General features: G+C 55.1%; 28 protein-coding genes and 1 pseudogene. 27 read left to right on the forward strand and 2 right to left on the reverse strand.

Translation table 11 applies throughout. The features are described from left to right. Window positions 1-48 precede the first annotated feature (48 nt). From FOY96_RS22400 to FOY96_RS22495, 19 genes and pseudogenes are all read left to right on the forward strand, one after another. Window positions 49-246 (forward strand): hypothetical protein, encoded by a 198-nt coding sequence (locus tag FOY96_RS22400; protein ID WP_032664460.1) that lies wholly within the window; start codon window positions 49-51, stop codon window positions 244-246. Window positions 247-1,058: 812 nt separating this feature from the next. Beyond that, window positions 1,059-1,331, forward strand: a complete 273-nt coding sequence (locus tag FOY96_RS22405) for a hypothetical protein (RefSeq protein WP_143347805.1) — start codon at window positions 1,059-1,061, stop codon at window positions 1,329-1,331. 43 nt (window positions 1,332-1,374) lie between these two features. Continuing rightward, window positions 1,375-1,740, forward strand: coding sequence for a hypothetical protein (locus FOY96_RS22410; RefSeq protein ID WP_032663708.1), 366 nt, complete (start codon window positions 1,375-1,377; stop codon window positions 1,738-1,740). Between the two features lie 67 nt (window positions 1,741-1,807). Beyond that, on the forward strand, window positions 1,808-3,820 hold the full coding sequence (locus FOY96_RS22415) for a ParB N-terminal domain-containing protein (protein WP_069733706.1): 2,013 nt from the start codon (window positions 1,808-1,810) through the stop codon (window positions 3,818-3,820). Window positions 3,821-3,857: 37 nt separating this feature from the next. Further along, entirely contained in the window at window positions 3,858-4,292 is a 435-nt protein-coding gene (gene psiB, locus FOY96_RS22420) for a conjugation system SOS inhibitor PsiB (protein ID WP_143347806.1), read from the forward strand. Next, complete coding sequence (locus tag FOY96_RS22425; RefSeq protein ID WP_032641237.1) at window positions 4,289-5,020, forward strand: plasmid SOS inhibition protein A; 732 nt, start codon at window positions 4,289-4,291, stop codon at window positions 5,018-5,020. Before psiB ends, FOY96_RS22425 begins: the two co-directional genes overlap by 4 nt. Beyond that, window positions 5,017-5,247 (forward strand): hypothetical protein, encoded by a 231-nt coding sequence (locus tag FOY96_RS22430; protein WP_032641239.1) that lies wholly within the window; start codon window positions 5,017-5,019, stop codon window positions 5,245-5,247. The genes FOY96_RS22425 and FOY96_RS22430 overlap by 4 nt, the downstream gene beginning before the upstream one ends. Then, entirely contained in the window at window positions 5,244-5,468 is a 225-nt protein-coding gene (locus FOY96_RS22435) for a hypothetical protein (protein ID WP_072163952.1), read from the forward strand. The genes FOY96_RS22430 and FOY96_RS22435 overlap by 4 nt, the downstream gene beginning before the upstream one ends. A gap of 191 nt (window positions 5,469-5,659) precedes the next feature. Further along, window positions 5,660-5,812 (forward strand): annotated as a pseudogene (locus FOY96_RS23195) (DUF5431 family protein); the annotation flags it as partial. After that, entirely contained in the window at window positions 5,757-5,879 is a 123-nt protein-coding gene (locus FOY96_RS22440; RefSeq protein WP_223256846.1) for a type I toxin-antitoxin system Hok family toxin, read from the forward strand. The pseudogene FOY96_RS23195 and the gene FOY96_RS22440, both read left to right, overlap by 56 nt. A gap of 875 nt (window positions 5,880-6,754) precedes the next feature. Continuing rightward, window positions 6,755-7,159 carry an ammonia monooxygenase gene (locus tag FOY96_RS22450; RefSeq protein ID WP_143347807.1) on the forward strand — a complete coding sequence of 135 codons (405 nt, stop codon included), beginning with the start codon at window positions 6,755-6,757 and terminating at the stop codon, window positions 7,157-7,159. A gap of 58 nt (window positions 7,160-7,217) precedes the next feature. Beyond that, entirely contained in the window at window positions 7,218-7,601 is a 384-nt protein-coding gene (locus FOY96_RS22455) for a hypothetical protein (RefSeq protein WP_234651791.1), read from the forward strand. 87 nt (window positions 7,602-7,688) lie between these two features. Beyond that, window positions 7,689-7,889 (forward strand): hypothetical protein, encoded by a 201-nt coding sequence (locus tag FOY96_RS22460; RefSeq protein ID WP_063136927.1) that lies wholly within the window; start codon window positions 7,689-7,691, stop codon window positions 7,887-7,889. Window positions 7,890-7,929: 40 nt separating this feature from the next. Continuing rightward, window positions 7,930-8,721: an N-6 DNA methylase gene (locus FOY96_RS22465; RefSeq protein WP_063408156.1), complete on the forward strand. Its 792-nt coding sequence runs from the start codon at window positions 7,930-7,932 to the stop codon at window positions 8,719-8,721. Between the two features lie 42 nt (window positions 8,722-8,763). Next, on the forward strand, window positions 8,764-9,099 hold the full coding sequence (locus tag FOY96_RS22470; protein ID WP_059312598.1) for a hypothetical protein: 336 nt from the start codon (window positions 8,764-8,766) through the stop codon (window positions 9,097-9,099). A gap of 686 nt (window positions 9,100-9,785) precedes the next feature. Next, on the forward strand, window positions 9,786-9,995 hold the full coding sequence (locus tag FOY96_RS22475; RefSeq protein ID WP_143347808.1) for a hypothetical protein: 210 nt from the start codon (window positions 9,786-9,788) through the stop codon (window positions 9,993-9,995). A 17-nt stretch (window positions 9,996-10,012) separates the two neighbouring features. Continuing rightward, a complete protein-coding gene (locus tag FOY96_RS22480) occupies window positions 10,013-10,357 on the forward strand; it encodes a hypothetical protein (protein ID WP_143347809.1) in 345 nt (114 codons plus the stop codon). 701 nt (window positions 10,358-11,058) lie between these two features. After that, a complete protein-coding gene (locus tag FOY96_RS22490) occupies window positions 11,059-11,352 on the forward strand; it encodes a hypothetical protein (RefSeq protein WP_143347810.1) in 294 nt (97 codons plus the stop codon). 16 nt (window positions 11,353-11,368) lie between these two features. Continuing rightward, window positions 11,369-12,190 (forward strand): DUF932 domain-containing protein, encoded by an 822-nt coding sequence (locus FOY96_RS22495; protein ID WP_048245164.1) that lies wholly within the window; start codon window positions 11,369-11,371, stop codon window positions 12,188-12,190. 28 nt (window positions 12,191-12,218) lie between these two features. Here the strand turns inward: FOY96_RS22495 and FOY96_RS22500 are convergent, their stop codons facing one another. Next, the gene (locus FOY96_RS22500) at window positions 12,219-12,758 is read right to left on the reverse strand and encodes a lytic transglycosylase domain-containing protein (protein WP_143347811.1); all 540 of its coding nucleotides are present in this window, start codon (window positions 12,756-12,758) and stop codon (window positions 12,219-12,221) included. A 573-nt stretch (window positions 12,759-13,331) separates the two neighbouring features. Between FOY96_RS22500 and FOY96_RS22505 the strand changes: the two genes are divergently transcribed. After that, window positions 13,332-13,727 (forward strand): relaxosome protein TraM, encoded by a 396-nt coding sequence (locus tag FOY96_RS22505; protein ID WP_029403780.1) that lies wholly within the window; start codon window positions 13,332-13,334, stop codon window positions 13,725-13,727. Between the two features lie 32 nt (window positions 13,728-13,759). Here the strand turns inward: FOY96_RS22505 and FOY96_RS22510 are convergent, their stop codons facing one another. Beyond that, window positions 13,760-14,401, reverse strand: a complete 642-nt coding sequence (locus FOY96_RS22510) for an Arc family DNA-binding protein (protein ID WP_126349213.1) — start codon at window positions 14,399-14,401, stop codon at window positions 13,760-13,762. 196 nt (window positions 14,402-14,597) lie between these two features. Here FOY96_RS22510 and FOY96_RS22515 point away from each other — a divergent pair, with 196 nt between their 5' ends. The 7 genes from FOY96_RS22515 to FOY96_RS22550 all read left to right on the forward strand — a co-directional run bounded on the left by FOY96_RS22515 (window position 14,598) and on the right by FOY96_RS22550 (window position 19,199). Continuing rightward, window positions 14,598-14,951 (forward strand): type IV conjugative transfer system pilin TraA, encoded by a 354-nt coding sequence (locus FOY96_RS22515; protein WP_032645467.1) that lies wholly within the window; start codon window positions 14,598-14,600, stop codon window positions 14,949-14,951. 3 nt (window positions 14,952-14,954) lie between these two features. Continuing rightward, a complete protein-coding gene (gene traL / locus FOY96_RS22520) occupies window positions 14,955-15,257 on the forward strand; it encodes a type IV conjugative transfer system protein TraL (RefSeq protein WP_032641335.1) in 303 nt (100 codons plus the stop codon). Window positions 15,258-15,263: 6 nt separating this feature from the next. Beyond that, entirely contained in the window at window positions 15,264-15,845 is a 582-nt protein-coding gene (locus tag FOY96_RS22525; protein ID WP_032641264.1) for a TraE/TraK family type IV conjugative transfer system protein, read from the forward strand. Window positions 15,846-15,856: 11 nt separating this feature from the next. After that, a complete protein-coding gene (gene traK, locus FOY96_RS22530; RefSeq protein ID WP_023338038.1) occupies window positions 15,857-16,597 on the forward strand; it encodes a type-F conjugative transfer system secretin TraK in 741 nt (246 codons plus the stop codon). Between the two features lie 2 nt (window positions 16,598-16,599). Continuing rightward, complete coding sequence (gene traB / locus FOY96_RS22535; protein ID WP_143347862.1) at window positions 16,600-18,003, forward strand: F-type conjugal transfer pilus assembly protein TraB; 1,404 nt, start codon at window positions 16,600-16,602, stop codon at window positions 18,001-18,003. Between the two features lie 11 nt (window positions 18,004-18,014). Continuing rightward, a complete protein-coding gene (locus FOY96_RS22540; RefSeq protein ID WP_143347812.1) occupies window positions 18,015-18,494 on the forward strand; it encodes a hypothetical protein in 480 nt (159 codons plus the stop codon). 240 nt (window positions 18,495-18,734) lie between these two features. After that, complete coding sequence (locus FOY96_RS22550) at window positions 18,735-19,199, forward strand: hypothetical protein (protein ID WP_143347814.1); 465 nt, start codon at window positions 18,735-18,737, stop codon at window positions 19,197-19,199. Window positions 19,200-19,251: the final 52 nt, after the last annotated feature.

Genomic DNA, 19,251 nt, shown 5'->3' on the forward strand with positions numbered 1-19,251 from the left:
AGAGAAACCGGAGGCGTTGCCTCCGGAAACTGAAAAAAGGAGAACACCATGCAACTGTCACCGGAAACCCGCAGCATCCTGCGCCAGTATAAAACGCTCATCAACGAGCGACGTCGCGAATCCGGACTCAACCCCGTAACCACGGCGAAAGTGCTGGATGAGATCTGCGAATCGGCTACCCGCCAGTGTGCCGTTTATCTTTGCGGCCACTTCATTCTCCAGGGCGGTCAGGGGGATGCACAGTAAATAATCCGGGCGGGGCATATGCGCCGCCTGTTCGCGCGCGAAAACCCTGTCATCCCTTCGGGCTGACGGACGGCAAGGCCAGCGCCTGCGGCGCTGCCCCCTCCCGCCCTGATGTAAGCCCGGGGAGATGCACATGAAAGGCATTGTGAGGGCGAATTGTCACTGATACGGTCCTGCGTGGCGTGGCGTGGCGTGGCGTGGCGTGGCGTGGCGTGGCGTGGCGTGGCGTGGCGTGGCGTGGCGTGGCGTGGCGTGGCGTGGCGTGGCGTGGCGTGGCGTGGCGGCTCTGAAACCCGATCAGCAAATTCCCTCAAAACACCCGAATCCCACTTCTGGCCCCCTTCGGCTCCCGGCCAGCGCTGCTGTCCGGTCGTCGAGCCCCACTCCGCCAGGGCGGCTGCTGACGCACCCGCCGGGCTCCGCCGAACCCCTCCGGGGTTCGTGCCATACGGCTAGGGTCTGATGGCTAAGGTCAAGGGCTGCGGCTTCTCCGGCCGTGCCGTCCGGAACGCCTTCACCGCGCCGGCTGACGCCGTCGCTTTAATGGCGCCACGCCGTTCCGACGTGTCGGGTGTGTGCATCCTGTTCCCCCGGTGAGGCCATCCCCCGTGCGTCCTCACGCGGAGGGCTTGTCGTAGCACCGTCGGGTCGTCATCCAAGGGGTGAAATGCACTCCGCCAAAACTTTTTGCGTGCCGCAAAAACTTTAGTCTCCGCCCCTTTCCTTCCGCCCTTCGCCGTTGCTCCTTTGCCCTTTGCCGCGAGAGAACTCACCAGGGAGATGGACAACCATCACCACAGGAGAAAACCAGGATGCACACACGAAACGTCAACGTCAAAACCGCCGCTCAAGAATCTTCCAGGAAGATGGGGGAAGAACAACACCCTGTTTCTGTCGCACGGGAGTGGGTGGCTCAGGCCACCTCGCTGAAAGCGGGGGTCACCGTCACTCTGTCCGATGTGTCCCGATACGGCGACGTTCAGGTGGAGATCCGCACCAACGGAACGCTTAACTGGCACGCCTGGTCGTTTGAACCGGATTTTCTTTTTGAACTGAAACGCAACCTGCAATACGTGCAGCTTTAACCGGAGGCCGGATGTCCGGCCTTAACCCAGAGAAGGAGGAAACATGCAGAACCTTAACACCCGTCCGGCGACCCGTAAGGTCGGGCAGAGCACTGAAATCGTGAAGCTGCTCCGCATTCAGGCCAGCGACACCCACGTGGTTGAGTTTGACAACGTGGACACCCGATTTAATGACTGCAACAACTGGCAGGTGATGGCAGGAGGTAAACGCGTCCTGTTCAGCAACCGCATGTATGAGCGTTTTTCAGATGTGAAATCGGGGATCGTGGCAACGATCAACGTGTGTGAAAACAGCGGCAGCGTAACGGATAAAGCGATGCTGGAAGGGGCAAAAGTCATGATGCAGGTTCTTGATGGCTATCCGTCCTTTGCAGCACTGGCAGCACACCCGAAACGCATTACTGATTAACCGAGTGCCGTGACCGGAGGGCAATCCGGCCACGGCTAACCACAACTATCACTGAGAGGTAAAAATCATGGTCGCCACCAATACTACGGCAAAAAAACCAGCTAAGCCCGCCCGTCAGGCAAAATCTGCGGAAAAAATCGCGCAGTCTACCGAGCAGAAGCTCGTCCAGCTGCTCGCTGATACGCCCGTGCAAATCTTCCCGTACTCCCGCCTGTCACACACGGGCTTAAACACGCGCATCATTCCGCATACCGATCAGGAGGTGGAAGAGATGGCTGACAGCATTCAGGCAATGGGCATCCTGCAAAACCTGATCGGTGCAGAACTGCCGGACGGTACGATCGGCATTGTCGGCGGGGAAGGTCGTCGCAGAGGCACAGGCATTCTGGTGATGCGCGGTGTGCTCGATGCAGACACGCCATTTGTTCCGGTGAAAGTCCTGCCCGTTGAGATGGCTGTGGCGGCCTCGATGATCGAGAACGGTCGACGTAAAAACATGCATCCCGCCGAGCAGATTATCGGTTTTCGTACCCTTCAGCAGGAAGGTAAAACGGCCTCTCAGATCGGCGCACTGATGGGCTACCACCCGCGCCACGTTCAGCGCTGCCTGAAGCTGGCGAATCTTGCCCCCTCCCTGCTGGATGCGCTGGCGCGGGATGAAATCTCCCTTGAACAGTGTGAAGTCCTGACACTTGCTGATACCCATGAGCGTCAGGAGCAGGTCTGGAAAGAGGCTGTTGTACAGTGGCGCGATCCTGCTGTACAGACTCTGCGCAAAATGGTGACCGACGACAAGATGGCCATCAGTCACCCGATGTTTGAGTATGTAGGCGAGGAAGCCTATACCGCCGCTGGCGGTACGCTGACCGCCGACCTGTTCAGCGACAAGGACAGCACCTTTGCCGATGCGGCGCTGGTGAAATCTCTGCTGGCTGGCAAGCTCACCGTGCTCGCCGCCCGCGTTAAGCAGGAGCAGGGCTGGGGCTGGGCTGAGTTCCGTATGACGGAACTGCGTGCCAGCGGTGAGGACGGTGAACAGTACCGTTTTGCGATGCCGAAAGCTGTCCTGACGGAAGAAGAACAGAAGCGCGTCAGTGAGCTGGAAGAACAAATGGAAGCCACTGAAACGTACGATGACGAATACGCGATTCAGGAGCAGATTGATGATATCTACTGCGAGGCGACTTACCGCGAAGCCACGCCGGAATTTCGCGCCGACCACGGTATCTGGGTGTCATGGGACGGTAGCAATTTTCAGGTTCAGCCTGGTATCCGCAAGCTGACCGACGAAGACCGGGCAGAAGAAGAACAGGCGCGTCAGGAACGTGAAAAGAACGTGATCAGATACACCACGCCTGACATTCCCGCTGACGCCTATCCGGCAACGCTGGTTAAGGCCATGTCTGCGGAGCGTACTCTCGCCGTTCAGGCAGAACTGGCGGGTCGCCCTGATGTATCGGTGGCACTCCTGACGTGGACGCTGTGTCTTGCGCTCTTTGACCGCACCCACGGCAAACGCAGTGAACCGCTGAAAGCCTCCGTGTCCTCGAATCAGTATCACCTTGCATCACTGGCTCCATCCGGTGAAGAAGGGAAGGCGCTGACGGCGCTCAATGCACAGAAAAAAGCGCTTCAGGCAACGCTGCCAGAAAACTGGCATCTCGATTTCACCTGGCTGCTGTCATGGTCAGCAGAGCAGGTGAACACCCTGCTGGGATTCTGTGCAGCGCACGGTATCAACGGTATTCAGGAGCGTATGTACAACCATACGCAGAAAAGCGAACTGGACGGGCTGGAAGCGGCGCTGGACTTTGACCTGCGCAAATGGTGGCAGCCGGATGCTGAGAGCTATTTCGGTAAGCTCACGATTTCCCAGATTGGCAAAGCCTATGAAGAAGCCGGACTCAGCGCCCGTGCGGGTGAAGTTGTGAAGCTCAAGCGCCGGGATGCAGCGAAGGCTGCCGAGCAGGATCTGAATGCTCAGGGCTGGCTGCCTGACTGGATGGTGCGCCCAGCGCCAGCCGCTGAGGCTGAAGAAGCCACCGAAACCGACGCTCACACCACTGACCACGCTGCTTAATACCGGAGGCCGCCGCCTTCGGGCGGCGGGAACAGACATGACCATGCAATATGACCTGAACCAAATCAACACACTGACCGCCTCCGACCTGGAGTTTATCCGTCAGCAGGGCGAAGACGCGCGCCGCGCCCTCAGCGATGCCGTGACCGGCCTCCTGTCCACACCCGAAGGATGGCGCGTCTGTGCCGAATACCGCAGCGAGTTCGGCGGCTTCTTCCCCGTCCAGTGCCGCTTCAGCGCGGACGGCAGCGATGACTGGCATCTGTGCGTGTGCAGCCCCGGCGAAGTCTCGCCTTACTGGCTTCTGGTGCTGCTCTCCTCTGGCGGGGAAGTGGTGCGTACCCTTTACCAGAGCGACACGCTCCAGCCTGACCGGATAAACCAGCTGATCGCGCAGCTGGCAGGTATGCGCCGCTTTAACTGCACAGCCAGCACCGTGGTGAACCTGATGAGCGTGGAGGTGACAGCATGATCCCGTCCTCACACGCGCTCGTTTCCCTGAAGCCAGCCCGTCAGGCTGCAATACAGGCTATCAGCCATGTTGAGTCTGCCCGCGAACGCGGCGCACGACTGCCCTCCATGCCGTATGTGCGTACCTTTCTGCGCCTTCTCACGGGCAGCGGGCGTCTCAACGCCACGGTGGCCAATAAAATACCTGGCCTGCACTGGGTGCCAAATAACCGTCATTCGAACCTGAAACAGGTCGAGGAGGCGCTTAACACCATGATAGCCACCAGTGGTGAAGCCTGCCCGCTGCCGCTCACGATTGACGTTCAGGCCGAGCTATTCCCTGAAGTCATGCACACCCGCACGGGTCGACGGCTGCACAGGTCCGGCATTAAGACCACGCGGCAGCTACGCCGCCAGTCCCGCGAGTACGAACAGCGCTGGAAACTGCGCCAGAACCTGCTGGAGCAGGCGAAAATCGATCTGAATTTTCAGTCACCGGAAACCGTCTGCACCTGGTACACCCGGTGGAGCGACGAGTTTGACGCGGCAGAGCTTGCCGGACCGTTCTGGCGCTGGCAGTCGCGGTTCACGTCGCTGAAAGAACTTGACTGGCTTCGCATCAGCGGTGAGCCGCTGTATGCAGTGATGTACGAAATCCCGTTCATCGTGCGGGAGACACCGGAACCTGTCCGTACTGCTGAGCGCTGGCAGGTACCGAACAAGCTGCGGTATCAGCAGGGGGCAGAATGAGAAATAACCCCTGCAAGACGGAGCTGAAAGTCGCGCGCAGCCAGCGTAACAAGCTCCGTACCATGTCGGCAAAGCTGAAAGAGATGTGCTGCGAGTGGGACGGACTCAGTGGCTGGCTGGAAACCGAAAGCGAGCAGCTGGCTGAGAGTATAGACAGGCATCTTGAGGCGCTCGAAGACCAGATCCGCGAGTGGTCAGAAGGTACGGATAACCGGGAGGGCTATTGAGCATTATCAGCCGCAGGTTCGACAAAAAAGAGACAGGAACAGTGTTCCGGCATGCTGAAAGCGGGAAGATCCTGTACCGCCTTGATGCCCGGCTGGAGCGGGATGACTGGGAAATGTTGCAGGCGTTGATCAGCCTTGTCTATAACGCCGGCGTAGCCGCCGGAAGCGAACAGCGAGCCGCTGATATTCGTGAGGCGCTTGGGATTTCAGGAGCTGAATGACGCGGAACAATGATGAGGATTTATACAGTTTTCAGACTGTTATTCCTGGGCAGATGATCGACAACGGGATATAATGGCGATGGCGCTTGAGGCTTTTTGCCTCATGACGTGAAGGTGGTTTGTTGCCGTGTTGTGTGGCAGAAAGCAGAAAGCCCCGTAGTTAATTTTCATTAACCCACGAGGCCCGCTGTATGTCTAGTCAACACCAGTATGGCCTCTTACCGTGCAATTTGCAAGGAGGAGTAAACCATGAAACTGCCGCGAAACGCCCTTATCTGGTGCGTATTAATCGTGTGTATAACGCTTTTGATATTCACGTGTCTGACCCGGAACCGCTTATGCGAACTCCGGCTAAAGGACGGGGACAGGGAGGTCGCGGCAAGCCTGGCTTACGAATCCAACGGTAAGTAGCAACCTGGAGGCGGGGGAAACCCCGCCTTTTCAGGAGCTGAGTTGGCCTGATATGCCTGAAGCGCCTTTATGAAGGGGTTGCCGGTTCGCCGGTAGCCCCTTTTTCCTTCCTGGCGCGACCGCACGCCTGAACTTCCGGGAAGGGCTGTTCCCCTGCGGGGAACGGGGGAAGGGGGACGCGCCTCCGGCGCTGCCCCTCTGCTCCCTCCGCCTTGTCCACACTCCAGCCTTTCCTGCCTGATTTTGCTGAAGTCAGCGCGCCATTAGTTACCTGCCTGTACCTGGCTTCAGCCTGGTTTTCTCTGTGTTCTTCATCCCGGGCGTCATATCCGGCGTCCTGCTGGTTAACTTTCTCAGCTGCAGCTCAGTGGCCATAACCCGAAAACAGGGCAGGGCGATGGCCCCCTTCGGCTCCCGGCCAGCGTTGCTGTCCGGTCGTCGAGCCCCACTCCGCCAGGGCGGCTGCTGACGCACCCGCCGGGCTCCGCCGAACCCCTCCGGGTTTCGGGCTGACGCTAGGGTCTGATGGCTAAGGTCAAAGGCTGCGGCTTCTCCGGCCGTGCCGTCCGGAACGCCTTCACCGCGCCGGCTGATGCCGTCGCTTTAATGGCGCCACGCCGTTCCGACGTGTCGGGTGTGTGCATCCCGTTCCCCCGGTGAAGCCATCCCCCGTGCGTCCTCACGCGGAGGGCTTGTCGTAGCACCGTCGGGTCGTCATCCAAGGGGTGAAATGCACTCCGCCAAAACTTTTTGCGTGCCGCAAAAACTTTAGTCTCCGCCCCTTTCCTTCCGCCCTTCGCCGTTGCTCCTTTGCCCTTTGCCGCGAGAGAACTCACCAGGGAGATGGACAACCATCACCACAGGAGAAAACCAGGATGCACACACGAAACGTCAACGTCAAAACCGCCGCTCAAGAATCTACCGGAAGATGGGGGACAGACCCGAAAACGCGTCTGACCTGTGTTATCGCGGAGCAAAAGTCATATCTGGACGAGCTTTGCGACGTATGCAATCTCCAGCTGAGCCAGCACGATGAGGCTGAGGAAATTCTGCGTCTTCTCAGCCTGATGAGCGACAACGTTCACAAGGAAGGCGTGCTGTGCTGGGAACGTTCATATCCTCTGGTGTCGTTTCATGTCGTGCAGCCGTGGTTGCAGGCTCAGGCTCATGCCATCCGCTTATACGGCTTTATCGGGCAAAAGGCGTGGGACATCGCGCGTAAAGACCTTTGCGACAACTTAAATTTCGCTCAGGCCATGTTGCGCCTGGAAGCGCGTTAATCAGCATCACCCACGGCGGCAGAAGGTGCCGCCATCGTTCACAGAAGGAGAAAACAGGATGCTCACACCAGACGTCAACGTCAAAACCGCCGCTTCCGAATCTTCCAGGAAGATGGGTGAAAACACCGTTAATACCGTTACACAGCCGACTCAGGTACAGAAAAAGCTGAATGACGGCTATCGCCGTCCCTGGGGGGAAATTACCGAAGCCCGTTATATCGACCAGCTGGAGACACTGGCGCTTACGGACTGGTGCAGAGGGTTCGGCGGGGAGTCGTTCAAATCGATGGAGTTTACGGGCGGGGATGTGACCGCAATTTTTGTCCGGTACGGCGCGCGCTTCTTTGAGTGCCATGACCTGCACACCCGCAATCACCGGGAGCTGATTGGCGACGTGATCAACCGTTTCTGTCTCGATGCGCCGCTGAATTCCGCGCATTAAAAAAGCAGGGTTGCCCCTGCTTTCTCAACGCCGGGTAGCCGCAGCAACGGTGAACCGGCAATCACAACCAAAGTAAGGAGATTGATCGTGAAATTTGACCCGCAAACTGTCGCACAGGCGAAGGCATTTGTAAATGCCCTCCGCGCCGGAAAACGCGCACGCGTCCCCGCGCTGCGCTTCTCACAGTGGCAGCAGTTTCTGTCCGTGATAAATGCCGAAACGGGCTACGCCGCCGAGGCTGACTGTGGTCTGGCTGTCAGCGTCTATCCGGCGCTTGGACTGGCTTAACAGGAGGCGGCCGCCTGCGGGCGGCCGGTAAGGTGAAACCATGTCACAACTGAGTTTTGAATCCCTGTTCCTGGCAGACCAGGCTGATCCGAAGCCGCGGGCTTCCGCTCCTGTCCGGGTGCAGTCCCCAGCTGAGGCGCGTAAGCAGTTCGCCAGTGTGTTCCGTCAAACCGCTAAATATATGCGCCGTTCCGAAGTGTTCCGCGACTTTATCACCCTGGCCGCCAGTGGGCTTGATATAGCGAGCATACGCTCGCCAGAAAGCATCGAAAACAGCCGACGAATCTGCGGGCGGTATCAGCCGGACGATTTAGACGCCATGAGACAGCTGTTCTGCCTGTTGGTGGAGGGGCTGGCGGGTGAAATGCATGATTTTCTGGGCGCACTGTATATGGAGCATGAGCTGGGCGCGGACGAAATGGGGCAGTATTTCTCTCCGTCCTCCATCTCCCGCCTGATGGCCGGACTACTCATGCCCGGCGCTCAGGAGACGATAAAGCGTGAGGGTTGGATGACGCTAGATGAGCCTACCTGTGGTAGCGGCGGGATGGTTATTGCCTTTGCATACTGGATGGCTGAGGCGGGATATAACCCCTCAGAACAGCTGTATGCCACCTGCACAGATATCGATCCGATGGTGGCTGATATGGCCTTTATCCAGCTGTCACTGCTGGGTATCCCTGCGAAAGTCGTGACCGGTAATACGCTGACTCTGAAAGCAAATCGCGTGCGTTATACCCCCGTTTATTACTTCAATGACTGGCAGGGACGTCTGGAGTTTCGCAGTCGTTTCGAAGCTATGAAAAACTTTCTGGCCACCGTGGCCGCCTGACTGACAGAGCGGCAGGGCAGACCTGCCGCAGGGAGAGAGAAAATGATGAGCAACACACTGAACGCTGTTCCGGCCACCGTGCTGGAGACGATGGCAGAACGCCTGCAAGGCCAGGCTGAACCGATAAAAATCCGCAGCAACGATGATCACGCCGCGCTGGCTGCAGATGTGCTCTGGAAATTTGCCCGTAAAACCGGGCTGAACAGGGAAAGCGAAAGCGTGCAAACTGTCATCACGGATTTTCTGGCAAATCTGCTGCACCTCTGCGAACAGTGCGAGCCGGACGGGGCTGGCATTGAGGGATTTAATGTCCTGCTGAATATGGCCATGATGCACTATGAGCAGGAAAACGGAGGTGACAGCGAAGAACCGATCTGATCGGAAATCCTGGCCCCGGTGCATATCATCGGGGCAACCGCAAAAAACACTACCCCTCCGGGGTAACGGGGAGGGCGAAAGCGCCTCCGGCGCTCCTGCCGTTCCCCGTTGCTGTGCTTCACTCCTTCCCTGCGATCATAACCGGCGTCCTGCTGGTTAACTTTCTCAGCTGCAGCTCCGTGGCCATAACCCGAAAACAGGGCAGGGCGATGGCCCCCTTCGGCTCCCGGCCAGCGCTGCTGTCCGGTCGTCGAGCCCCACTCCGCCAGGGCGGCTGCTGCGCACCCGCCGGGCTCCGCCGAACCCCTCCGGGTTTCGGGCTGACGCTAGGGTCTGATGGCTAAGGTCAAAGGCTGCGGCTTCTCCGGCCGTGCCGTCCGGAACGCCTTCACCGCGCCGGCTGATGCCGTCGCTTTAATGGCGCCACGCCGTTCCGACGTGTCGGGTGTGTGCATCCTGTTCCCCCGGTGAAGCCATCCCCCGTGCGTCCTCACGCGGAGGGCTTGTCGTAGCACCGTCGGGTCGTCATCCAAGGGGTGAAATGCACTCCGCCAAAACTTTTTGCGTGCCGCAAAAACTTTTGTCTCCGCCCCTTTCCTTCCTCCCTTCGCCGTCGCTCCTTTGCCCTTTGCCGCGAGAGAACTCACCAGGGAGATGGACAACCATCACCACAGGAGAAAACCAGGATGCACACACGAAACGTCAACGTCAAAACCGCCGCTCCCGAATCTTCCAGAAAGATAGACGGGAAAATTGCACGGATCATAGGCCGGGGATATTACAACATGTTCTGTATGAAGCAGGTCCATGAGCATTACGGCGATAAGTTCACCCGTACAGATGCCTGTCTGTATTTCATCCGTGGCGCACTGTCTGAAATTGCTAAGAAATCCTGAGTCGGAGAGAAACGAAAATGACACATAAAACAACGCTCCTGCGCACTGATGGCTTTGTACGCAATATTCACTCACGTAATCCGTTCGACGTCATTCGTGCTGATGTGGTTCTGGCTCGTATGGAAAAGCGGGCTGGTAAAACATGCGGCGCGTACTACGAAATCTATGATGTCACTTTGCTGGGAATGGCGCTGGACTACCTGGCTAAATTACCTCTTAAAGACCGCCCGGTATTCATGGGAGCAGCGTCGATGCGCGGCTTAATGCTGACGTGGGCTGAGGAAGAACGTGCGAAGGAGAGGTATGACGACCTTATGATCGAGATGGCATTTGAGTCGGGAATTGAGTCAGGTGATTACTAGCTCCTGATCCCGGTTTCGGTCCAGCCCTGGTGCGTTCCATCAGGGCAACCGCACAAACCCTCTTTCCCCGTCGGGGAAACGGGGAGGGCGAAAGCGCCTCCGGCGCTCCTGCCGTTCCCCGTTGCAGTGCTTCTCTCCTTCCCTGCGATCATAACCGGCGTCCTGCTGGTTAACTTTCTCAGCTGCAGCTCCGTGGCCATAACCCGAAAACAGGGCAGGGCGATGGCCCCCTTCGGCTCCCGGCCAGCGCTGCTGTCCGGTCGTCGAGCCCCACTCCGCCAGGGCGGCCGCTGCGCATCCGCCGGGCTCCGCCGAACCCCTCCGGGTTTCGGGCCATACGGCTAGGGTCTGATGGCTAAGGTCAAAGGCTGCGGCTTCTCCGGCCGTGCCGTCCGGAACGCCTTCACCGCGCCGGCTGATGCCGTCGCTTTAATGGCGCCACGCCGTTCCGACGTGTCGGGTGTGTGCATCCTGTTCCCCCGGTGAAGCCATCCCCCGTGCGTCCTCACGCGGAGGGCTTGTCGTAGCACCGTCGGGTCGTCATCCAAGGGGTGAAATGCACTCCGCCAAAACTTTTTGCGTGCCGCAAAAACTTTTGTCTCCGCCCCTTTCCTTCCTCCCTTCGCCGTCGCTCCTTTGCCCTTTGCCGCGAGAGAACTCACCAGGGAGATGGACAACCATCACCACAGGAGAAAACCAGGATGCACACACAAAACGTCAACGTCAAAACCGCCGCTCAAGAATCTACCGGAAGATGTGATTCAAACCTCACCACGTCCCAGTTCACGGATCTGTTTTGCTGGGTCCTGGCAGCATCGGAAGGGGAACCACAACCGGCAATTTTTACGCCGCCTGAGAATGCCACTGAGCTGACGTTAATTAATGACGAATGCCCGGATTATATCTCTGTCTGGCTTGTAGATGGTCGCCCGGTGGCAATTGCAATGCCGCTGGATAATTTTCACCGCGTAATTCCTTCATCACTAACTAAATAATCAGGAGTAAATAAAAATGGTCAGTTTCGCAAGCCGCTATCGTATGCCTACCTCGATCCGTAAAGACCGTCCGCTGACGAATGAGGAATTACAGCTCATCGTTCCGAGCGCGTTCTCATCGGATAAACACGATTCACGCTCTGAACGTTATACATATATCCCGACCATTAACATTCTTGATCGCTTACGTGATGAAGGTTTTCAGCCTTATTATGCAACTCAGTCACGTACACGTGACCAGGATAAACGCGACTTTACAAAGCATATGCTTCGCCTGCGCCGTCATGACCAGATTAACGGAAAAGAAGTACCGGAAATTATTCTTCTGAATAGCCATGATGGTTCTAGCAGCTATAAAATGATCCCCGGTATGTTCCGTCAGGTTTGCAGTAATGGTCTGGTTGCATGGAAGGATTTTGGTGAAATCCGTGTGCCCCACAAAGGGGATATTGTCGGGCAGGTTATTGAAGGCGCTTACACGGTGCTGAAAACATTTGACGCGGTTGATGAAAATATTGACCTCATGAAAAGCATTCAGCTCACTTTGCCTGAGCAGCGCCTTTTTGGTGCGACCGCCCTGGAACTTAAATACGATGGAAAACCAGCGCCGATTACACCGGAGCAAATTATTAACCCTCGCCGTGTGCTCGACAGAGGCCAGGATTTATGGACCACGTTTAACGTGGTGCAGGAAAATGTGATCCGTGGGGGAATTCGTGGCAGAACGGAAAAAGGGAAGATGACCAGAACGCGGGAAGTCACCGGAATAGATGGTGACATCAAATTAAATCAGGTGCTCTGGAAAATGGCTGAGGAGTTTGCAAAGCTGAAGGCCTGAAAATGAAGCCGCTCAACAGAGCGGCTTTTTACTGTCCGCTGTTAAGCGATGCTGTTTCTGTAGTTTTTATCTCATGCTCCTTACCCGCAGCTGGCGCGAGACGTTCAGAAAGTAATTTTTTTCTGGCCAGTAATACGCGATATATATTTTTGATATCCTTTGCATAGGCCTTGCGCTGCGCAATGAGCTTTTTGCTCGGCCCCGTATTATACATCCCCACGCTGTCCCAGTTTTTTCCGTATGACCTGAAGTTGTGCGCCAGAACCCATGCACCCGTATAAACGCAGATACATGGATCATTCAACAGGCGCTCACGGGTAATATTGAAGTTTTTAAGTTTACCGTAATGTGAGCTGTTCACCTGCATCCCACAGACATCTTCTGTCCCATTCCTGTTTGATCCATTTATCGCATCTGGTACCAGATGGCTCTCTTTAATCGAAATTGACATAAGCAGAAGCGGATCAATTTGGTAATCTTTCCCGGCCTGATCAAAGCACATTTGCGGAGCTGCACCAGCAGATAGTGAAAGAGTCAGCAAAGCAGCAGGCAGTAACGATATTTTCATGGTTTGGCCTTTTAGCGAAATAAACGGGCTCTGGAGAGGCGCTTTAAAAAATACCCCGGCGGATCGTCGTAATCAAGTAAATTCACTACAAACGCGCGTGAGCGCTCTCCTGATGGGATTTTACGCCTGTCCGAAATAAACATGTCAGAGCAGTAGGCGGTATTAACATGCCGCTCTTTACTAACCCTTTAAAACATCACACCCCACGCAAGACTTCGTCTTGCAGATTTTTCTTTTAATTTCAGTTGGATGCCCGTAAGAATTTTGCGCGTTGTTGGATTAAGACCGTTAAATGTCGCACATACCGACACTACACTATCGTATAATCCTGATACCTGTTAGTGTCGGTATGTCACACATGTATCGTACAATTGTAGATATGCTTTAATTCCATTGAATTATATATCGCACAGTGTCACACTGTCGTACATCCAGGTGCTGGATTGTACTACTGTATAGAGCGTAAATTCACAGTAGTATCAATCCATTGCACCTTTGCACAGCAATCTGATAATCCACCAACAGGCTATATGTAGTGTCGATTCCGACACTAACTTAAAACAGGTAAGAAATATGGGAAGAGTCGGCATCTACCTTAAAGATAAAATTGAACGTGAAGTTCGTGATATTGTTCAACAAGACCTGCAAAACGGCGCCAATGCTGGAGAAGCAAACATATCAGCCACCTGCAACGAATTAATCAGGCTTGGACTTCTTGTTTATAAGCGCGATGGCGAGGATGGTAACCAGTTTGATATTGAAGGATATCGCAGAGACCTCATAAGAAAAGCAGCCGGCTCACGTGAAGGCACAGTTCTCATTGCAACACTACTCGCTGAAATGTATTTAAAAATGACAGGAAAAGACGGCGAGGGCAGCCTGGAAGATACGCTCGATATGATTATTAGCGGCATAAATACAGCCGAGAACGAAGCGGAAGCAAGGCACTTCATCAACGAAAAAGAATAAATCTGCGAGCCGGACACTCCGGCTCGCATCGATCACTGAGACGATTTTTCATCCCAGGGGAGGTCACTTTTTTCTACCTCTCTTATTTTTTCCTTCAGGAAAACTTCAAACTCCATACAGAGAACTTTAAGTGCCTGAGCATCCTCGTTCTGGTCAAGCAACCTTTCCGTAAAATAACCCAGCGTATTCATCAGGCGGGTGAGCATTTCGTCATTCAGACTACGGTTATGCACCTTCGCCATTGCCCTGATTTCATCAGCAAGATTCTCGGGAATACGCATGCTATATCCGGTTGTTTTCCCCGGAAGCAAAATCCGCTCACCCTCACGCCACATCCACAATTGTTCCTGCTTGAGTGGGGTTTTAACTTCAGCCACAACCTCAGCGGATTCACTATCAAGTAATTTTCCAAGCCACTCCTCGAATCTTACCGCTAGCGCTATGAGCCGCTCACCCTCCGCAGTTTTAATGACTGGCTTACCCGGCTGATAATTTAGCGACAATAAAAGCCTGGCAATAATTTCCTCATTCACACTCCTGTTGCCAGCTCTGGCACATATTCTCAGCTCCATAAGCAAATTATCCGGAGCACGCAATCGCCACTCCACCGCTTCACCTGGCTGGAACTTACGCGGACGGCCGCGACCATCCCACATTTTCTCTTTAACTTTCATAGCTATAGATCCCGGAGGCCATTTCCGAACTTTCTGGTCAACAAAGCCTACTCACTTACATATTCGGATAAATCTGAATGATTCCAAAAAGTGTGACATGCGTCACAGTTTTTTTTTTTTAGGGTCATGGGACAATTGCGCCCGCGTAAACAAGCACTTACGCGATTCACTTTTGTTTACTTCGGAGAAAACAAACATGTTAACCAAAGGCAGTGCCCTTAACGTCGGTAAGGGATGGGCGGTAGCGTCTTTATTCCGCAAAGCACGCGAAAATCGCAAAGCTAAATTTTACTTAAAGTCAGCAGGCGCTTTTTTAATTGCACTTATGGTCACTCACCCGGCATTCGCATCTGGTACTGACCTTCTTTCCTCACAAAACACCACGGTTAATTCAACCTTCGGTTCTGGTTCTTCACTGGTTAAATGGTTCTACATCGCCGAAATCATCATGGGCCTGTTTATTTACATTAAGGCCCGCTCACCACTGGTGTTCGTCGGTATCGTTATGGCAATCATCTTTACCCGTGTCGCCTTCGGCATCGCGAGCTAAATGATGAATGGGGAAGGAGATAAATATAACTTCCCGGAAACAATGAACCAGCAGGACCGTTATTTAGGCTTACCGATTGACGAGTTAATTGTTACCGCACCCCTATTAATTTTGGGGGTGCTTAACAACTTGTCACTTGAACTTGGTGTAATCGCGGGAATCCTCTGGTTTATCGTCAGATATCTGAAAAAAGGGCAGGGGTCATACTGGTTGCTTAATTTCTGTTACTGGCACCTGCCATCACTTTTATTCAAAGTAACCTTTCGCCAGATACCTGATTCAAGTTTCCGGCACTGGAGGGCATAGTTTTTCATGAAACTGAATATTAAAGGAGAGCGCGATAAACAACTCCGCTATGCGTTTATTGGTCTTTCAGCTTTAACTTTACTCATGGGCGCAGGGAATGTACTGACAGGGTCACTGGCATGGTATTTCGCCACAACCCAGAAAACCATCACCACGCCGTTAACGTTTAACCGCCCATTTGCATCAGATTCTAAAAGTGTCGATGCGACCGGTCTGACACAGTTCGCCGCTTCCTTTATTTACTGGCGACTCAACGTTACCCCGGAAAACATCGAACATAACCAGAAAATGATTCTTGGATTTGTCCCATCCGCCGAACGGGACGTACTCAAGAAAGCCCTGGACATAGAAACTGAGCGCATCCAGAAAGCGGGCATCACCACCCAGTTCGACACGAAAGAAATTCGCGTCATGGATGATGGCTCCGTGCAGTACAGCGGGGTACTGAAATCCTCCACCACAAACGGCGCAATCATCACGCCACTGAAAGACCAGGAAAAAACCTACCGACTGAAACTGAGTTATGACAACGGTGTGATTAACCTCCACAGCTTTGAAGAACTCAAGCCGGTATCTTCCACTAACTGACAGGACTGCCCATGAAATTTCGCATTTCACCGGCAGCTGCTGCTGTGTTTCTGGCAGCGGGATTATTTACCAGCGGCCTCCGGGCCGCTTCCGCACCCGCAGCCATTCCGTTTGAGAACGACGCCGCCTTTAACGTCACCCTCAGCAACACCAACCCGAGCAAGGTTGTTGTAGACGGAGAACTCATTACCAGCATCAGCGGACCAACCGGTGCGTATGACCAGAGCCAGACCGAGGACGGAGCGCTTATCCTGTCTCCGCTTGTCGGCCAGAACTTCACCCTGTTTATCCAGACTGACCACGGTTCATCGCTGAGCCTGAACGTCAGGCCGCAGCCGGGTAACGGCAAAACACTGCGCTTCACCCCGATGTCACCACCACTTCGCAAGAACGATGATGCGAAGGCATGGGAAGAAGGGCAGACCTATGAAAAAACGCTGGTTGCGCTATCCCGCGCCGTAGTCAATGGTCAGGTGCCGGACGACTACCGGGAATACCCGGTCAGCCGCATGCCGGCTTACACACCCGCCAGTGATGTACGCCTGACGCCTGAACGCCAGTTTGTGGGCAACCACCTGCGGGTTGTTCGCTTCCGGATGAGCAACCCGGGCAGCATCACCCGCAGCCTCCGCGAGCGCGATTTCTGGCGCAAGGGCGTCCGGGCCGTAATGCTGTCGCAGAATCAGCTCTACGCTGGCGGCGAAGGCTATGCCTGGATTGTGTTTTCAGATGACGGAGACGCCCGCCCATGACCATAAGCCTGAATGAAAACCTGAAAACCCGCCGCAAGCAGCTGGCCATCCTGGCCGCCGTCATCATTGGCGGCGCAGCTGCAGCAGGCGGCGTAATGTGGTACGGGCAATACCAGCAAAAACAAAAGCAACCCGCACCGGTTGCAACACCAAACCTGACCGGCGTTGTGACCGCGACGTTTAACGAGCAGGTCAACGATGCCGCGCTGACACAGCAGCAGGCAAAGACCTCCGCTCTTGAGCAAAACCTTGCCACGCTTGCTCAGCAGTTCGCGCAGAACAAGCTCACCACCGAGCAAAAGCTGGCTGAAAAGGATGCTGAAATTCAGCGCCTGAATGACCAGCTTACGAAAGCCCCCGGCAGCAACCAGACCACTGGCCAACAGACACCACCTGCTGGCCAGAACGGAACACCACTCCCCGGTCCTGTTGCTGCCGGCCAGGCCCGACCACCCGAATACAATGTGACCCCCGCAGGTGCACCGGCCGCCACTGGTGTGAATATGGGGCAGGGCGCAGCGTTCTATCCGGGCGGCTCTGGCCAGCGCATGACAGGTGGCCTGTCGACAACAAAGTTCAGCTACGACAGCCTGAAGAAAAAGCCAACTAAATTACCCTGGATTCCTTCCGGCTCATTCTCTGATGCCGTCCTGATTGAGGGGGCCGACGCGAACGCTAGCGTCACCGGTCAGCAGAATACCAGTCCTGTAACCATTCGCCTGCAGGGCAACATTCAGATGCCCAACAACAAGGAGTTCAACGCTGACGGCTGCTTTATTGTGGGTGAGATGTGGGGCGATATCTCCAGCGAGCGCGGAAACGTCCGCACCCAGTCCATCAGCTGCATCCTGAAAAACGGCAAGCACGTTGACATGGAGTTTCAGGGACATGTCAGCTTCCAGGGTAAAGGCGGCATTCGCGGCAAGCCCGTTATGCGAAACGGCATGATTGTCGGCTACGCCGGTGCAGCAGGCCTCCTGTCAGGCTTTGGCGAAGGTATCAAATCTGCCGCTACACCATCCGTCGGCCTCGGTGCCACAGCGGATGTCGGAGCCGGTGACGTGTTTAAGCAGGGCATAGGCGGCGGGGCCAGCAAGGCGGCCGACACGCTGAGCCAGTACTGGATTAAACGCGCTGAGCAGTACCACCCGGTAATTGATATCGGCGCTGGCAATCAGGTGACCGTTGTATTCCAGAAGGGTTTCCGCCTTGAAACCATCGAGGACGCCGAGGACGCGAAAGCGAAAGAGGAACTGCAGAAAGCCGGCAACGCCGCGCAGAATGCCGTAACTCCGCAACCGGCGAGCCAAACCACCGCATCCAGTACCACCTCAGTCGGCAATATCAACCCGGATGACGTTCTCCGTCAGGCCAGTCAGCTGCGCCTCGGTGACACCATCAACTAAGGGAGCTGCATATGTCGTTTAAAACTGAGCTGGATGCTATCGAAGAAGACCTGAAGAAATGGCGTGCCGGGAAAAGGCTACATAAGTACCGGATATTTTGGTGCGCAGCAGCCATCCCGGGCAGCATGTTTCTCTACAGTGTTTTTTATCAACAGCCTGGATTTATCTTTATGGGCATGGTCCTCGGTTTCCTCTTGTTCGTGGCAGCGTCAGGCAAAATGGACGCTCCCGATAGCTGGGAAGGCCGAATCAATCAGGCATTACAGTCGGTTAGCCCGAGAGATAAAGACGCGTTCGAAAAACTGTGCCGCACAGTGAAAGAGAAGAGGGCAATAGAGCCTGATGACATTGCTGCATGGCTCAAAGACGAAAAAGAAGCGCGTGCGCTTTTCGAGCGTCAACGAGATGAGCAGCAACGCTACAGCTTCACTGAATGGCTGGATAAACGGGAGTCTGGCCAGAAGGCCGAATGTAATGGAGAGGGCAAATGAAAACGCAAGCGCAGGGGGGCGGGCCAGACTGCAAAGCAAAGGATGTGAACCGTCGAATAAGGATAACAGTTAACTGGCTCTATTCGTTTTGTTGGGTCCTCTGTTGGGTGGCGGTGATTGCAATCATTATCAAAGGAGTACGGGAGGAATACGCATTTCGCATCTTTGGTGCAATCTTCATGGCCATCGTCCTGACTCGTATACGCCCCCCCATCTGGCCAGATAACTAAGGAAGCCGAAATGCGTGACGACGAGCGTAATAACAGCCTGCTCAGGAGCATGCGGATACACATTGCTGAATGGGAGGCAGGACGCGCCACTCCGGAAGGAAGCCGGTTCATGTTTATCTGGCTTGTCATGTACCTTGGGACCGCGTGGCCGGTTCTCGCGTACTGCCAACTACTATGGGCGCTGGGTTTCCTGGTTATCTGGTTCTTTTCGAGTCAATGGATATGCAGGCGAATTGTCCCTCACTACAACGAAAGCTGGGCGGAGGTATTCGACAGGAAGCTTTCTGCTTATGAACCCCTGAACCTTTCTGCCTGGGAACACCTGAAGCACCAGGCTGAAACAGAGGGGCTGACGGCCAGCAACGTCAGAAACTGGTATCAGTTGGAAGCAATGAGCGTCTGGCCAGAAAAGAAACCAGACCTGAAGTTTCTCCATAAAACTACTGACCGTCGCGGGAAAACGGGAGAGGAGTGAAACGTAATACGCCAATCCCCGTAATTACCCCGCCTCCTGCATCAAAACTGAA

Source organism: Enterobacter asburiae (genome assembly GCF_007035645.1).
In the GTDB taxonomy this organism is placed as follows: Bacteria; Pseudomonadota; Gammaproteobacteria; order Enterobacterales; family Enterobacteriaceae; genus Enterobacter; species Enterobacter asburiae_B.

What these genes read in the sequence shown, in the direction of transcription:
- FOY96_RS22400 (WP_032664460.1), top strand. Translation starts at nt 49, where the DNA reads ATGCAACTGTCACCGGAAACCCGCAGCATCCTGCGCCAGTATAAAACG.
- FOY96_RS22405 (WP_143347805.1), top strand. Translation starts at nt 1,059, where the DNA reads ATGCACACACGAAACGTCAACGTCAAAACCGCCGCTCAAGAATCTTCC.
- FOY96_RS22410 (WP_032663708.1), top strand. Translation starts at nt 1,375, where the DNA reads ATGCAGAACCTTAACACCCGTCCGGCGACCCGTAAGGTCGGGCAGAGC.
- FOY96_RS22415 (WP_069733706.1), top strand. Translation starts at nt 1,808, where the DNA reads ATGGTCGCCACCAATACTACGGCAAAAAAACCAGCTAAGCCCGCCCGT.
- psiB (WP_143347806.1), top strand. Translation starts at nt 3,858, where the DNA reads ATGACCATGCAATATGACCTGAACCAAATCAACACACTGACCGCCTCC.
- FOY96_RS22425 (WP_032641237.1), top strand. Translation starts at nt 4,289, where the DNA reads ATGATCCCGTCCTCACACGCGCTCGTTTCCCTGAAGCCAGCCCGTCAG.
- FOY96_RS22430 (WP_032641239.1), top strand. Translation starts at nt 5,017, where the DNA reads ATGAGAAATAACCCCTGCAAGACGGAGCTGAAAGTCGCGCGCAGCCAG.
- FOY96_RS22450 (WP_143347807.1), top strand. Translation starts at nt 6,755, where the DNA reads ATGCACACACGAAACGTCAACGTCAAAACCGCCGCTCAAGAATCTACC.
- FOY96_RS22455 (WP_234651791.1), top strand. Translation starts at nt 7,218, where the DNA reads ATGCTCACACCAGACGTCAACGTCAAAACCGCCGCTTCCGAATCTTCC.
- FOY96_RS22465 (WP_063408156.1), top strand. Translation starts at nt 7,930, where the DNA reads ATGTCACAACTGAGTTTTGAATCCCTGTTCCTGGCAGACCAGGCTGAT.
- FOY96_RS22470 (WP_059312598.1), top strand. Translation starts at nt 8,764, where the DNA reads ATGATGAGCAACACACTGAACGCTGTTCCGGCCACCGTGCTGGAGACG.
- FOY96_RS22475 (WP_143347808.1), top strand. Translation starts at nt 9,786, where the DNA reads ATGCACACACGAAACGTCAACGTCAAAACCGCCGCTCCCGAATCTTCC.
- FOY96_RS22480 (WP_143347809.1), top strand. Translation starts at nt 10,013, where the DNA reads ATGACACATAAAACAACGCTCCTGCGCACTGATGGCTTTGTACGCAAT.
- FOY96_RS22490 (WP_143347810.1), top strand. Translation starts at nt 11,059, where the DNA reads ATGCACACACAAAACGTCAACGTCAAAACCGCCGCTCAAGAATCTACC.
- FOY96_RS22495 (WP_048245164.1), top strand. Translation starts at nt 11,369, where the DNA reads ATGGTCAGTTTCGCAAGCCGCTATCGTATGCCTACCTCGATCCGTAAA.
- FOY96_RS22500 (WP_143347811.1), bottom strand. Translation starts at nt 12,758, where the DNA reads ATGAAAATATCGTTACTGCCTGCTGCTTTGCTGACTCTTTCACTATCT.
- FOY96_RS22505 (WP_029403780.1), top strand. Translation starts at nt 13,332, where the DNA reads ATGGGAAGAGTCGGCATCTACCTTAAAGATAAAATTGAACGTGAAGTT.
- FOY96_RS22510 (WP_126349213.1), bottom strand. Translation starts at nt 14,401, where the DNA reads ATGAAAGTTAAAGAGAAAATGTGGGATGGTCGCGGCCGTCCGCGTAAG.
- FOY96_RS22515 (WP_032645467.1), top strand. Translation starts at nt 14,598, where the DNA reads ATGTTAACCAAAGGCAGTGCCCTTAACGTCGGTAAGGGATGGGCGGTA.
- traL (WP_032641335.1), top strand. Translation starts at nt 14,955, where the DNA reads ATGAATGGGGAAGGAGATAAATATAACTTCCCGGAAACAATGAACCAG.
- FOY96_RS22525 (WP_032641264.1), top strand. Translation starts at nt 15,264, where the DNA reads ATGAAACTGAATATTAAAGGAGAGCGCGATAAACAACTCCGCTATGCG.
- traK (WP_023338038.1), top strand. Translation starts at nt 15,857, where the DNA reads ATGAAATTTCGCATTTCACCGGCAGCTGCTGCTGTGTTTCTGGCAGCG.
- FOY96_RS22540 (WP_143347812.1), top strand. Translation starts at nt 18,015, where the DNA reads ATGTCGTTTAAAACTGAGCTGGATGCTATCGAAGAAGACCTGAAGAAA.
- FOY96_RS22550 (WP_143347814.1), top strand. Translation starts at nt 18,735, where the DNA reads ATGCGTGACGACGAGCGTAATAACAGCCTGCTCAGGAGCATGCGGATA.